A 14,761-nucleotide genomic window follows, 5' to 3' on the forward strand; every position below is an offset into this window, starting at 1 on the left:
GTTGCAACATTTGCGGTGTCTGGTTGCCGTTTTCTTGCAATTCGATTTGACGATTCCCTTGTGCGCCGATGCGTGATTCACTCGTTTTGGCGGGCGAATCGAGGGGACGGCGAATGTCCAGGCCACGCGAGAAGCGCGAGACGGGAGAGCAGGACCTGTTCCGCTCCAGGCTCGATCAGATCATCAACATGAAGCACGAGTTGGTGCGGCTGGCGCAGGCGATCGACTGGCCGGTGCTGGAGGAGCGTTTCGGCGCGGTCTATTCGGACGGTCCTGGCATGCCGCCCTTGCCGACGCGACTGATGGCGGGCCTTGCGATCCTGAAGCACACTTTCGACTTGTCGGACGAGGAGCTGTGCGCCCGCTGGGTGGAGAACCCCTACTTCCAGTATCTGTGCGGTGAAGAGTTTCTTCCGCCACGAGCTCTCCTTCGAGCGCTCATCGATGACGCGCTGGCGCCAGCGCATGGGCGAGGAGCCGATCACGGCGCTCCTGCAAGAAAGCCTGGCGGTGGCGGTCAAGAGCGGAGCGATGAAGCCGGCCGATACGCGCCGGGTGATCGTCGACACGACCGTGCAGCCGAAGAACGTGATGTTCCCCACCGACGCCAAGCTCGTCAATCGGGCGCGCGAGCGGCTGGTGCGGCTGGCCAAGAAGGCGGGGCTCGATTTGCGCCAGACCTACGTGCGGGTCGGCAAGCTGGCGCTGATCAAGCACCAGCGCTACGCGCACGCCAAGCAGTTCAAGCGGGCCAACAAGGCGCTGCGCAAGCTCAAGACCTATCTCGGCCGCACCATTCGCGACATCTCCCGCCGGATCACCGGCCAAACGGACCTCGAGGCGAGCTTCAAGTGGCCGCTCTACCAGGCCTCGGCGGTTCTGGAGCAACGTCAGCGCCAGCGCGGCCGCAAAATCTACAGCCTGCACGCCCATGAGGTCGAGTGCATCGGCAAGGGCAAGGCGCATGCCCCTTACGAGTTCGGCGTCAAGGTCTCGATCGCCACGACGCTCGAACGCTCGAAGGGCGGCCAGTTCGCCCTGCACGCTCAGGCACTGCCCGGCAATCCCTATGACGGCCATACGCTCGCGACCGTTATCCCCGACATGGAAAAGACCATCGGCAACGAAATCGGCCGCATCCTCGCCGACGCCGGATATCGCGGCCACAACGCACCTGAAAGCCACAAGCTCAGGGTCTTCACCGCCGGCCAGAAGCGCCGCGTCACACCTGCCATCAAGCGTCAGATGCGCAGGCGATCGGCAGTCGAACCCGTCATCGGCCACATCAAGGCCGAGCACCGCATGGGCCGCAACTACCTCGCCGGCGAACAGGGCGACGCCATCAACGCCATCCTCGCCGCCGCCGGCTACAACTTCTCGCTCCTGATCAAATGGTTCAGGCTGCTTTTGTGGCTTCTCATCACAGCACTCCAAAGCCGCCCCAGATCCAGCGCAGCCTGACCCACTTCATTGTTCACGGACGACTACGAAGATGCTGGCCATGTGCCGCGAGTTCGGCTTCTCGATAAGGCGCCATCCGAAGGAACCCGGTCTTGTCGAGGCAACTCTCGAACTCTGTTGATGCCAATCGCCCTGCTGCAGCAATCAGGAGGCTGTGCGCAGGGTTTCGGACGCATCGCTCTCGGAGTGCCTTCTCAATTCCAAGACGATGTCAGCGAGCTTTCGATCGACGTTGATTCTTCGCCAGCCAGACTGGACGGTATTTCGCAGCAATTGCCGCGAGAGGATATCTATCGTGGCGTCGGAAGGCCCCCCCTTGCGCTCGTCGACCCGCTGCCAAAGAACGAGCGGGTCCGCTTCCAGCCAAAATCCGTGGAAGTCGACAGCCCGGCTGCGCGCCGCTTTCTCGATCCGCTCATGATCGGCTGGTCTGTCGAAAACGGCATCGGCCACGACCGAACCGCCCTGCGAAAGGATCAAGCCCGCCCGCCATGCCATTTCGCGGTAGACGCGATCGGAGACTTCCGGCCGATAGGCTTTGTCCGGCAGCTTAGTCTCGGCCGGCACTCCGTGCATGGCCTTGCGGATACGGTCGCTTTCGACAATGCGCGCGCCGGGCGGCGCACCGACATGGGCGGCGAGCGCCTCGGCAATAGTCGTCTTGCCGGAGCCACTGAGGCCACCGATGGCAACGAGCCGCGGAGGCTTTTCCTGGAGCAATGCTTGCGCAAGGTCGAAATAGGATCTGGCTTCGGCACTCAATTTGTCAGTATCGGCACTGCCTTCCTCGACCTGGGTGGCAGTAATGTGCGCGCGCACTGCAGCCCGCACCGCCATGAAAAAAGGCAGCAGGATGAACCCGTCCTCGTCGTCGGCTTCGTCGAGATAGCGGTTCATCACAAGATTGGCGAGCTGCGGAAAGCCGCGGTGCCACAGGTCCATCAACAGGAAGGCAAGGTCGTACAGGACATCGATGCTGGCGATCTGGTCGTTGAATTCGATGCAATCGAAGAGGCGGGGCTCGCCGTCGAAAAGGCAGATGTTGCGCAGATGCAGGTCGCCATGACACCGGCGGATCTTGCCCGCGGCTTCGCGGCGGTTGAGCAATTCGGAATGGCGGGCGAGTTCTGAGCAGAAGGCCCCGGCAAAGGTCTCGATCTCTGCTTTTTTGAAGACATGACTGGTGGCGAAGCTGGCCTCGTTGATATCAAGCACACCCGCCAGGTTGAACGAGCCGCTGCCATCATGAACCGTCGGCGCGGCACGGTGGTATCCGACGATCATGCGTGCAACAGCGGTCATCAGTGCCGGCGTCAATTCTCCCGCGGTGGCCATACGATCGAGAAGCTTGGACTGATCAAAGCGGACCATCTCGATCGCTGCGTCGACCACTTGCCCCGCGCCATCAAAAGCCAATTTGCCGTCGGCTTCGCGTGTGATGTGACGCACCCCGAGGTAAAGGCCGGGTGCGGTCTTCGAGTTGAGTTCCACCTCTTTCTCGCAAGCGGCCAGCCTGAGGGCTGACGTCGAGAAATCGACGTAGGGCAGCTTGACCGCCCGCTTCATCTTGTAGGCGCTTTGGCCAACGAGGAAGATGCGTGAAATGTGGGTCTCGATGGCCTCGACCGGCCCCGTGGCGCCATAGGAGGCCGGATCAAAAAGGAACTCGGCTGCGGCTTGCTGGTCGTCGACGATCATGGCCGGCCTTCCCATTGTATCCTGCGAAATTCGTTTCCTCGATCCGCGCTCATTGCTGCAATGTCTGGACATAACCTGCCAATTCATGAATGCGTTCCCTGGTGACGATTTCGCCTGCGTTCGGGCCGTATCTCTTCACGTCGGCAGGCAGGAACTGGCTGCCCCATACTGGCATGTCGCGCTCGCCATGCGCCGGCACCATCGCGCGGCCGTCGATCACGGCATAGACACGCCAATAAGGGAATTCGCCACCATTGCGCCTGGAGATGCGCGTCAGGTCGCTCGGCCGCTTCAACAGTTCGTCGCCCAGCGGTCCATCGCCCTTGCCGTCCGGGCCATGGCAGACGGCGCACGAGTTCATGTATTCGGCCTTGCCGCCGCCGAGGTCCTGAGCACTGGCCGTATGGAAGGTCATGCCTGCGAGAACCGCCGCGACCAGAAGTTTCATTGGCGTTGTCCCGATTGATCAGTTGAACCTACAGCTCTGATGTGCCGTGACGTTGATGCGGATCAAACGCCGCGCACAAAGTGTTTGATTCAGCGCAATGAACGCGGTGGCCGCATCGGCTATGGCTTCGACACCGAGTGAACCTTCACCCGAAGTGAGGAGGAGTTGCCATCATGGCGTTCAAGACACTGCTTACGGTTACCGGACCGAACCAGGGCGAGGGCGATCTGAAGCTCGCCGCCAATCTTTGCGAACAGGTCGGCGCCCATCTCTCCGTGCTCGTCCTCGAACTGGCAGCACCGCCCTCGGGCGGCGAGTATGCTGCTGTCGTCTCGCCTGCCTGGCTCGAGGAACGGCAGGCCGAGTTGAAAAGGCTCGAGAAAAGAATTTCTGACGTCGCCGGCTTTCTCTCTCAGAGCGCCATATCGGCTGATCTGAGCGACGACTATCCAGACACGGGATGGGCGGACGATGTCATCGGAAGGCGTGCCCGTTACGCTGATCTGACCATTCTGGGACCGGATCTGCTGGCAAGCCATGCGCTGAAGGATAAAGTCATCGAGGGCACTCTGTTCTCATCGGGGAAGCCCATTCTGATCGTTCCCGAGGGCTCGCCCCCGACGCTGAAGCCGAAACGCATCCTCGTTGCATGGGACGCCCGCCTCGAGTCGTCGCGCGCCGTCCGCGAGTCTCTCGATATGCTGAAAGGCGCCGAAGATGTTCGCCTTGTCATCGTCGATCCCATTGAAGATGAGTTCCATCATGGCGAGGAGCCGGGTGCAGATGCCGCGGCCTATCTTGCACGGCACGGCGTGAAGGTTACGGTCGAGCGGCTGCCGAGCGCGAAGCATTCGGTTGCCGACGTGCTTCGCCAGCATGCCGGCGACGTTGCGGCCGAGTTGATGGTCATGGGCGCGTATGGTCATTCCCGATTGCGCGAGCGGATTTTCGGCGGGGTCACCAAGTCGATGCTCGCGGGTCAATCGCTGCCGGTCTTGATGGCGCGATAGCAATTCAACGGTAGGAAAAAGGGCCGGTGCAGATTGCACCGGCCCTTTTTCATTTCTCGCAAGACTTGATGGTGCGACTACTCGCTTGCTTCCCGTCCGGATAGCTGTTCGATCAGGATCCGAAAAAAAACGTGCGGTGCACTGTCGGCTGTGGGAGGAACGACGGGCTTGAGCGCGCCAGGTTCCCACCAGTCGGCGTGCTTGCTCAAAACGGACCAGGCATGATCCCGCTGAAGCTTGTGGCCGATCCGGTCAGGCAGTTCTTCGTATCGGCCGTCGACAATGACACTTTTCCATCCTCGCCCCTGGCCATGTTCATCGACCTGAACGGACACCAGCGGATTGGCCCGCATCCATTCGATCTTTTTGCCCGGCATGGAAAACGCGTAAAGATGAGCATCCGAATGGGCGTAGTAGAAGGGCACGACGTAGGGCTGCCCATCCTTTGCGCATGCCAGGCGACCCACGCGATTGGCCGTCAGCAATCTGGTACATTCCAAAGCAGAAAGCGTGCGGATCTGCATTAGTGCGATCTCCTGTTCTTCACGGCTTTTGAACTGGGCCGGAAACGTGCCGCTGGCCAGTTTTGTACGGTTGCGCAGCCTCGTCCATAGCGGAGACAACGTCGTTGTCGGAGAGCTGCGGGAACCGCAGATAGTGGTGGCCCAAGGCCCCGAACTGTCCTGGCTGGCTAAGGCAGACCACATGGTCCGCTTCCTGTTCCAGCGCGGCGACCGTTTCGGGCGGCGAAACAGGAACAGCCACGACGATCTCCCTCGGTGACCGGCGCTTGAGGGCGCGGATCGCGATTTTCATGGTCGTACCGGTCGCGGCCCCGTCATCGACGATGATCGCCGTCTTTCCCGCTATCGACATCGGTCTAATCTTACCACGATAGGCAACGCGCCGGCGTTCGAGTTCCGGACGCTCATTTGTAATCAAGACACGCAAGGCGTCGTCGTCGAGGCCATAGGTCTCGACAATTCCACGGTTCAACACGACCTCCCCAGGATCGCCATCGACGATTGCGGCGACAGCCAGCTCGGGATTGCCGGGGGCGCCCACCTTGCGGACGATCAGCAAGTCGAGAGGAGCGTTGAGGGCTTTGGCCACTTCCACTGCGACGGGCACGCCGCCACGCGGCAATGCCAGTACGATGGGCCGATGCAGTTGAAGCCTGCTCAGTTCCAGGCCAAGCTTCACTCCAGCATCTTCCCGGTCACGGAACATCGGTCAATCCACCGGCCACAGTTTTCGCAGCGACTTCTTCATCGAGTTTCTGACCTGCACGATCTCACCATGCGAAAGGTGACGGTCGAGAAGCTTGAACACGGCACTGATCGCGACATCGAAATCGATCTCGTCATCGTAGCCGAAACTGTTTCTGACGCTGACAATGAAGTCGCGCTTGGTGCGCTCATGCGTTGACGCCGAGGGGTTCCAGCCTTCGAAGTAGAGGCCACGGACCAAAACAGGCAGTTGCGCCGAGAGATCGGCCATTTCAGCCGGCGACAGCCAGTCCCGCACCGTGTGCAGGACAGACCTCAGCAGACGACACGCGCTCGACTCGCTCCAGCAGAGGTCCTTGGCGAGCTCCTTGACCCATTGTTGCGCCTGCTGGCCAGCGTGCGTGAAGTCAGCAAAGGATGTGTGGGAGATATGACCCATGGCGATGCTCCTCGAAGATTTGAACTCCATTCTCAGGCATCGAAAGGCCTTGAGCATTGAGCAGGATCAAATCGTTCAAAAGTGCATCGCCCCGATTGTTTTTCCACCGCCGCCTCGACCAGCTCGAAGAGGCCGCGCACCGACTGGCAAGGGGGACGAAGACCGTTTTGGACAGGCGGCGGGTTTCAGCCGCCGGATTTCTGCACCAGCAGTGGAATAATGCGGTCGCTTTTCGCGACGGCCGGCCGTCCCGCCGAACCGTAGGGAATGCCCAGCGCGTCCCAGGTTTCGACCAGCGCGTCCTGCAACTCGGCGATCAGCGGGTCCGAATGGAACGGCGTCGGCGTGATGCGCAGCCGCTCGGTGCCGCGCGGCACGGTCGGGTAGTTGATCGGCTGGATGTAGATGCCGTGCACGCCGAGCAGGCGGTCGCTGGCCATCTTGCACAGTTCCGGATCGCCAACCAGCACCGGCACGATATGGGTGGCGGACTCCATCACCGGCAGGCCGGCGGCGGAGAGGATCTGCTTGGTTCGGCTCGCCTGCTGCTGCTGGGCGTCGCGTTCGGCCTGTGAGCGCTTGAGATGCCGGATCGACGTTGTGGCCGCGGCGGCGATCGCCGGCGGCAACGCGGTGGTGAAGATGAAACCCGGCGCATAGGAGCGCACCGCGTCGATGACGGCGCTGGTGCCGGTGATGTAGCCGCCCAGCGTGCCGAACGCCTTGGCGAGCGTGCCTTCGATGATGTCGATACGGTCGGCCAGGCCTTCGCGCTCGGTGATGCCACCGCCGCGCGGCCCGTACATGCCCACCGCATGGACCTCGTCGATATAGGTCATGGCGTTGTAGCGCTCGGCGAGTTCGACGATCTCCTTGATCGGCGCGATGTCGCCATCCATCGAATAGACGCTTTCAAAGACGATCAGCTTGGCGCGTTCGCGCCCGGCCGTCTGCAACAGGCTTTCCAGATGCGCGACGTCATTGTGGCGGAAGATCTTTTTCTCGGCGCCCGAGCGCCTGACACCTTCGATCATCGAGGCATGGTTCAGCTCGTCCGAGATGATCAGGCAGTTGGGCAAGAGCCGTGCGATGGTCGAGATCGAGGCTTCGTTGGAGACGAAGCCGGAGGTGAAGACCAGGGCCGCTTCCTTGCCATGCAGGTCGGCCAGTTCATGCTCGAGTTCGACCAGCGGGTTCGACGTGCCCGAGATGTTGCGGGTGCCGCCGGCGCCGGAGCCCATCTTGCCGGCCGCGTTCTGGAATGCGGCGATCACATCGGGATGCTGGCCCATGCCGAGATAGTCGTTGGAACACCAGACGGTGATTTCCTCGGCGCGGCCGTTGGAACGCCAGATGGCGCGCGGAAACTTGCCCGCGATGCGCTCGAGGTCGGCGAAGACGCGGTAGCGACGCTCTGCATGCAGCTGGTCGATCGCCTCCTCGAAGAAACGCTGGTAATTCATGTCCGAATTTCCTTTGGCTTGAGCGATTCAGGTGCCGCCGCACCGCCCCCGCTGCTGGAATTCTTCCATTGTCGTGGGGACAGTACGACGGCCACTCACCAAGTTCTGGCGCCAGCGTGACCTTATCGCTGATGCCCGCGTTTACTCGCGGGCTCTGTGCTGCGGGGTATCGGCCACACCCAACTCGGCGAGGCTTGAACGTAAGCGGTTGCGCGAGAAGACGGCCTTGATTCAGATCAAAACCACGGCTCGGGAAGTCACTCCTTAGAGCGGTATGAACCGATGCATCGATCCGCTGCGCAGCACGGAAACGCGTCACGCCGGGAACGGTCATTTCACGGACGCGACTGTAGCCATAACCACCGACGACAATCAGATCCGCAGCGGTCTCCCGGCCAATCTGAAGCAGCAGTTCGCCCGGGTCAGAGCGGCGCGCGTCCAAAACTTCCGATCGGCTGACGGCTCTGCATTTCCGGCAGAGTCAAACGGTTGATCTCGATCAAGGACATGGACAGGAATGGTGTCAATTTGACAGTTGGCGACCATCGTTTGTACGTCGTCGGAACGGAGCAATCGATAATGCAAACTACGTCCGTACTGTCGTCTTTGGACATGCCATTGTTGCCGACCACGGAAAATGGCCAGAAATTCTTCCTCGCCATCGCGTCGCTTCAGGTGCATGCCTTCAAGGCCATGATGCGCTACAATGTTGAAACGCTGGGGTTTCTGAAGCACCGCTGTGAACAGGACCTGAAGCTGGCCGATGACTTGATCAGTGGTCCGCAGTTCAACCAGGGCTGCGAATCCAGGTTAACGGGGAAGTTGACCGAGGATTGAGGCGAGGTAGTCGGGGCTCCATCCGGCCTTTTTGCGCCTCAGTTTGATCGACTGCCTGTCGTTGATTGCCCGGACGAGGTTGAGGGCAAAATGGCGGACGATGGCCATGTTGTGGGCGCCATGGCCCTTTCTGAGCCGCGACTGGTCGTCCTTGAAGACGACATCAAGGGTCCAGTGCAGGGCATTCTCGATCAGCCAGTGGCCGCGCACGGCGTGGGCGGCCCGTTCGGCGGTGAGGTCGGCGGAGGCGATGAAGTAGCGGGTATCGAAGCGGCTCCTGTCCTTCAGTCCGGTGCGTGAAGTGACGCGGACGATGGCCTTGACCTCAGGCAGGCGCAGTTCGCCGGGGAAACGGCGCTGGCCTGCGAGCCATCCAGTCTCGCGGCTGACGGTGACGACGCGTTCCTCGATGCGGCCATGGCCCTTGTCGAGGTCGGTGAAGCTGTCGAGGCTGTCTTGCGGCGCGTCGTCGAAGTAGCGCTCGATCTCGGCGCGCAATGTCGGCTGATTGGCCTTGACTGCGAGCAGATAGTCGGCGCCGTGAGCGCGGATTGCGGTTGCGATGGCGGCATTTGTGGCAATGGCGTCAATGGAGACGAGCGCGCCCAGGAGGCCGCCATTGGCGCCGAGGCGCTCCAGAAGCACGGGAATGGCCGTTGTCTCGTTGCTCTTGTCGGCCACGGCCTCCTGGCCGAGCACCAGCCGTGCGGTGGTGGCGAAGGCGGAAACCAGATGCAGCGGCGCCTTGCCTGCGCTCTTGTCGTGGCTGCGCCGCGAGGTCTTGCCGTCGATGGCAACGAAGTCGGGCTTGTCCGGCCACGTCTCGCGCACCCACGCGGTGAAGGCGCCGGCAAACAGCGCCGGATCGATGCGGTTCATGAGCAAAGTCAGCCAGCGGCCGCCCGGCACGCCGTGATGGTAGGGCAGATAGCGGCGCAGGAAGTCAAGATGGGCATTTCCCCACGCTGCTATCAGGTCGTAATCCTCGCAGTCGCAGATCGTGCCGCAGACGACCAGAAGCAGCACCTCGGGCAGCGGATGGGCAACCCGCCACGGCTCACGCGGGTCTTCGATCTCGCCAAAATGCTCGAGAAGCGACCTCAGGCGGGACTTTTCGAATCCTTCAAGGGCGACAGTGGTCATGGCGAGGCTCCGAATCATGGGACCCCCATGGAATCAGATCAGCCGCAATCCCCAAAGCGCGTTAACCCGAGTTCGCAGCCCTGGCAGTTCAACGACGCCTTCGACATCGTCGCGGCTTTCCTGCAGAATGCGACGTCGCAGTATATGACCGAAGGGGGCAAGGTCGCCACACTGACCTCCAAGTTCGCTTCCGAAACGGCCAGACATGTGCGCAAGGGCGCCAGGATCGCGATCGAAGATGGCGCAGCGAAGACAGTCGCGTAGACCGCAATGCGGAGGTCGTCAGACAACATGAACGCCGTTTGCCGACATGGTCGTCTCAAGGCTTCCGCAATCGGACTGGTGCTCCTCGCATGTGTGCAGTCAGCCTCGGCCGACAGCGTGACTGAGCATGGAAAGGCGTTGGTTGAGGTCAACTGCGCCCGCTGCCACGGCGTCGGAAAAACGGACAAAAGCAGCCATCCCGACGCTCCGCCATTTCGCACGCTGTCAAAGCGCTATCCGATCTCTGACCTAGAGGAGGCCCTCGCTGAGGGCATTTCTACGGGGCATCCGGACATGCCTGAGTGGATTGCCAGCCCCGATCAGATCGAGGCAATCATCACCTATATCAGCACGCTGCAGGGTCCGTGATGCAAGCCCAAAATGCTGCCGGCGATCGAGCCTGAACGCCTGCAGTGCGTCTTCAACGCGAACGTCGGCTATGCGTTCTCCGGCATTGATCGAGGCGCCGCCGGTAAGCAACCATCGCTCAGGCTGCTCGCCCGTAGGGCTTCATCGACCTCGATATACCGCATAGCGTTTCTCCCTGTCCTGCCGAACCTATGCCCCTCCGCGCGGTCCTTGGTCACATCAAACGGCGTGTGACGCAGATGCCGCGAACGCGAGGCGTTTGACGCTGATCAAATTGTGGTTCGGCAGCCGGCTTAAGATGGCTGACCATGGCCGGAGCGAGGTCATGAGGTAGTTCAGGGAAAAGAGACCCATCGCCATGGACGTCGGATCAGGTATCGGTGCTGCGATCGCGATCAATTGCACTGCGCGCGGCGCCCATGCAATTGCGACCTGTATGGCGTCTGCCGTCGGAACCGTGGTCGGCTTCAGTTCGACGCAGACGATCGCATCGGCCCGGCCGGCGATTTCAGAAAATGATGCAGATCAAGGCGCACCACACCGTTTGCGAAGATTTTGATGCGATGTGGAAACCAATCCCAAGCGCTCCGTTTGGTCGCGATCTCGAACTGGCCGTCATCGACGAAGACGGTGAGCACGCGCTCGTGTTTGCCTGCAGAAGGGTGAAGGAAGGCTGGAAGAATGCTGCCAGTGGTGCCCGTCTCGACATCCGGCCGACCCACTGGCGCGATTGGGGTCGGCAAAGGGCCGACACCAGAATTCGCAAACCTTCCGAATTCTCCCCCTAGCACTACTTTGGCAGTTTAGGTTTGAGGGCGTGTGCGGGCAGCTTCTGACAGTGAGGACATCTGCGGGGTGGCGATCGCGTGAAGAGGTCGAGAATGGCTTGTCTAACAGCTGGCATGCTCGGTTGTGGCGGTGGTCCGCCGACTCTTTTTTTTTCGTCCCGCTGCTTTGAGGCGGCGGGCTTGGAGAAAGGCGTAGGCGATCATGGTCATCAAGGCATGTCGATGTAATCCAGTCCATGATCGGCCTTCGAAGTGGTCGAGGCCGAGTTCCTCCTTCAATTGCTGATGTGCCTGCTCACAAACCCACCTGGCCTTGATCGTGGCGGCGAGCATCTTGAGGCTCGCATCGGCCGGTAGGTTCGACACATAGTATTTTTGCTCGCCAGTCGACCGGCGTTCGCCGACGAGCCAGACCTCGTCGCCTGGCATGCATTGCACGCGATTGTCGAGCATCCGGTGCTTATGACCATCCGCAACGCGGACACGGCGAGCCGCAAAGAGGCATGTCAGCCGACCTTTAGTGCCGCGCCGCCAGCTTATCTTGTGCCATCTCTCACCAGACAGCATCACCTCGGCAGAGACCGGCGGCTGGTCTGGGACATGATATTGGCGGCGCCTGCCGGTGGTCGCGACCGGGAAGATCAGATCAACATCGGCCGGATAGACGTTTTGGCGTCGCGATAGTCCTACAGCCCACAGCAGACCGCGCTCACTTAAAGCCTGACGAAAAGAGCTGCTCGACCCGTAACCCGCGTCGGCAAGCACGCAGCCGAAACGCACGCCGGAGGCGATGATACGATCGATCTCTTCGATGGCGATCTCCGGCTTTGTCAGAGCGACCTGTCGATCCTTCGGGACGCGCGCCCGCATCATCCGCTCGGGATCATTCGTCCAGGTGTCGGGCAGGAAGAGCCGAAGGCCCACCATCACCGGCACTTCGCGCGAGGCCAGGGTCACCGACACCAGTGACTGGCAATTGGACGTCTTGCCAAGCGACGAAGCGTATTGAGGCGCGACACCAAACCGAATGTTGTCCCTTCTTCGGTAACGCTGTGTCGTCGATGACGAGAAAACCCGCCTCATCGCCGACCAGGCGATCTGCCTCCTTCAGCAGGGCGGCCTCGAGCGGGGCGCTGTCCCAAACCCCTGCCGCGACGAAATGATGAAGCTGATCGTAGCCGACCTCGCCAGTGCGCGCGGCCATCGGTTGTACGCTCTTACGGTCGCCCGGCCCGATCAGACCAGCAATGTACAGCGGACACATCCGGCGCCGAGCTGGATGCGAAAGACCTGCCAAAAACGGTTGAAGCCAGTGCTCGAGATCGGCTTGCCAGTCCACATCCATTGATCGGCCCTCCACAAGCCGACCTCCCATGAATCACGCAAACTCTCTCTTGGGAATTCCAAAAACGCGCCGCCGCTAAAAATCTGCCAAAGTAGTGCTAGGGTCTGGACTCCACGATCAACGCCATGCGCACCAGGTGTGACAGGCTGCTCGCCCCCATTTTGCTCATGACATTGGCCCGGTGGATTTCGACCGTACGCGGGCTGATTCCCAGATCGTACGCGATCGTCTTGTTGGGCAAACCGGAAACAAGTCCGTCCAGCACTTGGCGCTCCCGCTCTGATAAGGTGGACAGACTTGTGCGAATATCTAAAGACTGGGGATGCGCCGCGTTCGCTTGGTTCCTGTTGGCCAGTGCGGAGCGGATCGCTCCGATCAGCATCTCGTCGTCGAACGGCTTTTCGATGAAGTCGGCAGCGCCTTCCTTCATGGCCTGAACGGCGAGCGCCACGTCGGCGTGGCCTGTCATGACAATGACCGGAATCGTATGGCCGCGCGTTCTGAGTTGCCGCAGCAGTTCGATACCGTCTATCCCCGGCATGCGCACGTCGGTAACAATACACCCGTCGAGATGGCCAGTCGCCGTCGAGAGAAAAGCGGTGGCCGATTCGTGCAGGCGTACAGCGAAATCGGCTGTCGCCAGCAGAAAGCCGAGAGATTTGCGAACATCGAGATCGTCGTCGACGACGTGCACTAGGTCATTGCCGGCCATTTGTGATCTCGTCTTTCTCAACTATGCGCAAGGTAAACCGAAAAGCGGTGCCGCCCATAGGCATTGCCTCGGCCCAGATGTGACCGCCATGCGATTCGACAATGGTGCGACAAATGGAGAGGCCGACTCCCATGCCCTGCTTCTTTGTGGTCACAAATGGCTGGAAAAGCTGTGCCGAAACCTCCGGGGCAAGACCCGGGCCCGTATCGATTACGCTCACCTCGGCCATGCCATCGTCCCGGGCGACCGTTCTGATTGTCAATTCGCGGCGCGGCGCGTCTTGCATCGCCTCGACGGCGTTGCGCATCAGATTGAGAAGAACCTGCTGAATCTGAATGCGGTCGGTCAAGACCAGTTCCGCGGCCGGATCGAGCGTGTAGCTGACCTGGACATTGATCTCCCTTGCACCGACCAGCGCGAGCGACGACGCTTCCTCGATCAGCGCCGGCAGTCGTTCGACCTGACGCTCGCTTTCGCCTCTGGCGACAAAATCGCGCAGATGACGAATGACATCTCCTGCCCGCAGGGCCTGCTCGGCCGCCTTTTCCACGGCATCCCGCAGCATCGGCGCGTTCTTTTCCTCGCTGTTCTCGAGGAGTCGGCGGCTGCCTTTCAGATAATTCGTGATGGCTGACAGTGGTTGGTTGATTTCATGGGCAAGCGTCGAAGCCATCTCGCCAAGTGCGGTAAACCGCGCCATGTGCAGGAGTTCCTGTTGCTGTTCCTGTATTCGTGCTTCCGCGCGGTGCCGTTCGGTCAGGTCGCGGCAAAAGCCGGTAAAGAAACGACCGGTTCCCGGATTCATTTCTCCAACGGAAAGCTCCATCGGAAAGGTTGAGCCATCCTTGCGGATCCCGGTCACGATGCGTCCGAGCCCTATGATCCGCCGCTCCCCTGTCGCCAGATAACGATGAAGATAGGCGTCATGCTCGCCACGATACGGCGCCGGCATCAGCATTTTGACGTTCTGCCCGACGACTTCGCCTGACTGGTAACCGAACAGCGTTTCGGCGGCGGTGCTGAAGGATTGGATACTGCCTTGCTCGTCGATGACCACCATTGCATCGGGCACGGTCGCCAGGATCGAACGCAGATGGTCTTCGCGCAACAGAAGAGCCGCATTCGCGAAAGAGAGATCGCTGACATCCGCGCCTTCAATGAAGATGGCAGTTATTCGGCCGTCATCGGCCCTGATTGGCTGATAGACATAATCCAGGATACGCTCTTCAATTGGCCCATCGCGGTTGTTGCGAAGACCGATCTTCACGCCCTTGCCGCTGTATGGTTCGCCGGTCGAGTACACACTGTCCAAACGCTCGAGGAATTGGTGTCCCTCGAGTTCGGGAAAGGCCTCGCGGGCCGACTTCCCAATAACTTGCCGGTCGCCGACAAGTCGCTGGTAGGCGGCATTGGTCAGCACGAATACATGGTCGGGCTCGCGTATGAGCGCCATGAATCCCGGAGCCTGATCAAACATTTGCGACAACAGTGATTTCAGTGTCGTGCCGCCAGGCGACAAACTGAGTGCTTCGTCTTGGATCACCTGCGGTTCCTA

Annotated in this window: 14 protein-coding genes and 2 pseudogenes; 6 read left to right on the plus strand and 10 right to left on the minus strand. The window is 60.8% G+C overall.

Going from position 1 to position 14,761, the window contains the following annotated elements:
- Positions 1-113 precede the first annotated feature (113 nt).
- Positions 114-1,461: pseudogene (locus FJ970_RS12340) on the plus strand (IS5 family transposase).
- A gap of 144 nt (positions 1,462-1,605) precedes the next feature.
- On the opposite strand, the gene FJ970_RS12345 reads toward FJ970_RS12340, so the two are convergent.
- The gene (locus tag FJ970_RS12345) at positions 1,606-3,159 is read right to left on the minus strand and encodes an AAA family ATPase (protein WP_140765869.1); all 1,554 of its coding nucleotides are present in this window, start codon (positions 3,157-3,159) and stop codon (positions 1,606-1,608) included.
- A 49-nt stretch (positions 3,160-3,208) separates the two neighbouring features.
- A complete protein-coding gene (locus tag FJ970_RS12350) occupies positions 3,209-3,607 on the minus strand; it encodes a c-type cytochrome (protein ID WP_140765867.1) in 399 nt (132 codons plus the stop codon).
- Positions 3,608-3,780: 173 nt separating this feature from the next.
- Here FJ970_RS12350 and FJ970_RS12355 point away from each other — a divergent pair, with 173 nt between their 5' ends.
- Entirely contained in the window at positions 3,781-4,617 is an 837-nt protein-coding gene (locus tag FJ970_RS12355; RefSeq protein ID WP_140765865.1) for a universal stress protein, read from the plus strand.
- 77 nt (positions 4,618-4,694) lie between these two features.
- Here the strand turns inward: FJ970_RS12355 and FJ970_RS12360 are convergent, their stop codons facing one another.
- The 4 genes from FJ970_RS12360 to hemA all read right to left on the minus strand — a co-directional run bounded on the left by FJ970_RS12360 (position 4,695) and on the right by hemA (position 7,748).
- Positions 4,695-5,141: a pyridoxamine 5'-phosphate oxidase family protein gene (locus tag FJ970_RS12360; protein ID WP_140765863.1), complete on the minus strand. Its 447-nt coding sequence runs from the start codon at positions 5,139-5,141 to the stop codon at positions 4,695-4,697.
- Positions 5,142-5,160: 19 nt separating this feature from the next.
- Entirely contained in the window at positions 5,161-5,847 is a 687-nt protein-coding gene (locus tag FJ970_RS12365) for a phosphoribosyltransferase (RefSeq protein WP_140765861.1), read from the minus strand.
- 3 nt (positions 5,848-5,850) lie between these two features.
- Positions 5,851-6,285 (minus strand): DUF2267 domain-containing protein, encoded by a 435-nt coding sequence (locus FJ970_RS12370; RefSeq protein WP_140765859.1) that lies wholly within the window; start codon positions 6,283-6,285, stop codon positions 5,851-5,853.
- 185 nt (positions 6,286-6,470) lie between these two features.
- Positions 6,471-7,748: a 5-aminolevulinate synthase gene (hemA, locus tag FJ970_RS12375; protein WP_227792099.1), complete on the minus strand. Its 1,278-nt coding sequence runs from the start codon at positions 7,746-7,748 to the stop codon at positions 6,471-6,473.
- Between the two features lie 489 nt (positions 7,749-8,237).
- On the opposite strand from hemA, the gene FJ970_RS12380 reads away from it, so the two are divergent.
- A complete protein-coding gene (locus tag FJ970_RS12380) occupies positions 8,238-8,585 on the plus strand; it encodes a hypothetical protein (RefSeq protein ID WP_181178864.1) in 348 nt (115 codons plus the stop codon).
- On the opposite strand, the gene FJ970_RS12385 is transcribed toward FJ970_RS12380, so the two are convergent.
- Positions 8,559-9,728, minus strand: a complete 1,170-nt coding sequence (locus FJ970_RS12385; protein WP_027168284.1) for an ISAs1 family transposase — start codon at positions 9,726-9,728, stop codon at positions 8,559-8,561. The two genes, FJ970_RS12380 and FJ970_RS12385, sit on opposite strands and share 27 nt — an antisense overlap.
- A 27-nt stretch (positions 9,729-9,755) precedes the next feature.
- Between FJ970_RS12385 and FJ970_RS12390 the strand changes: the two genes are divergently transcribed.
- The 3 genes from FJ970_RS12390 to FJ970_RS12400 all read left to right on the plus strand — a co-directional run bounded on the left by FJ970_RS12390 (position 9,756) and on the right by FJ970_RS12400 (position 11,149).
- A complete protein-coding gene (locus FJ970_RS12390; RefSeq protein ID WP_181178862.1) occupies positions 9,756-9,992 on the plus strand; it encodes a hypothetical protein in 237 nt (78 codons plus the stop codon).
- 27 nt (positions 9,993-10,019) lie between these two features.
- A complete protein-coding gene (locus FJ970_RS12395; RefSeq protein WP_140765952.1) occupies positions 10,020-10,361 on the plus strand; it encodes a c-type cytochrome in 342 nt (113 codons plus the stop codon).
- 515 nt (positions 10,362-10,876) lie between these two features.
- Positions 10,877-11,149: a hypothetical protein gene (locus FJ970_RS12400; protein ID WP_318012955.1), complete on the plus strand. Its 273-nt coding sequence runs from the start codon at positions 10,877-10,879 to the stop codon at positions 11,147-11,149.
- A gap of 102 nt (positions 11,150-11,251) precedes the next feature.
- Here FJ970_RS12400 and FJ970_RS12405 read toward each other — a convergent pair.
- The 3 genes and pseudogenes from FJ970_RS12405 to FJ970_RS12415 all read right to left on the minus strand — a co-directional run bounded on the left by FJ970_RS12405 (position 11,252) and on the right by FJ970_RS12415 (position 14,749).
- Positions 11,252-12,531, minus strand: a pseudogene (locus FJ970_RS12405) (IS701 family transposase).
- A 60-nt stretch (positions 12,532-12,591) separates the two neighbouring features.
- Entirely contained in the window at positions 12,592-13,206 is a 615-nt protein-coding gene (fixJ, locus tag FJ970_RS12410; RefSeq protein WP_140760951.1) for a response regulator FixJ, read from the minus strand.
- Positions 13,193-14,749: a PAS domain-containing sensor histidine kinase gene (locus FJ970_RS12415; RefSeq protein WP_140760949.1), complete on the minus strand. Its 1,557-nt coding sequence runs from the start codon at positions 14,747-14,749 to the stop codon at positions 13,193-13,195. Before FJ970_RS12415 ends, fixJ begins: the two co-directional genes overlap by 14 nt.
- Between the last annotated feature and the right edge of the window lie 12 nt (positions 14,750-14,761).

Source organism: Mesorhizobium sp. B2-1-8 (assembly GCF_006442545.2).
Lineage (GTDB): Bacteria > Pseudomonadota > Alphaproteobacteria > Rhizobiales > Rhizobiaceae > Mesorhizobium.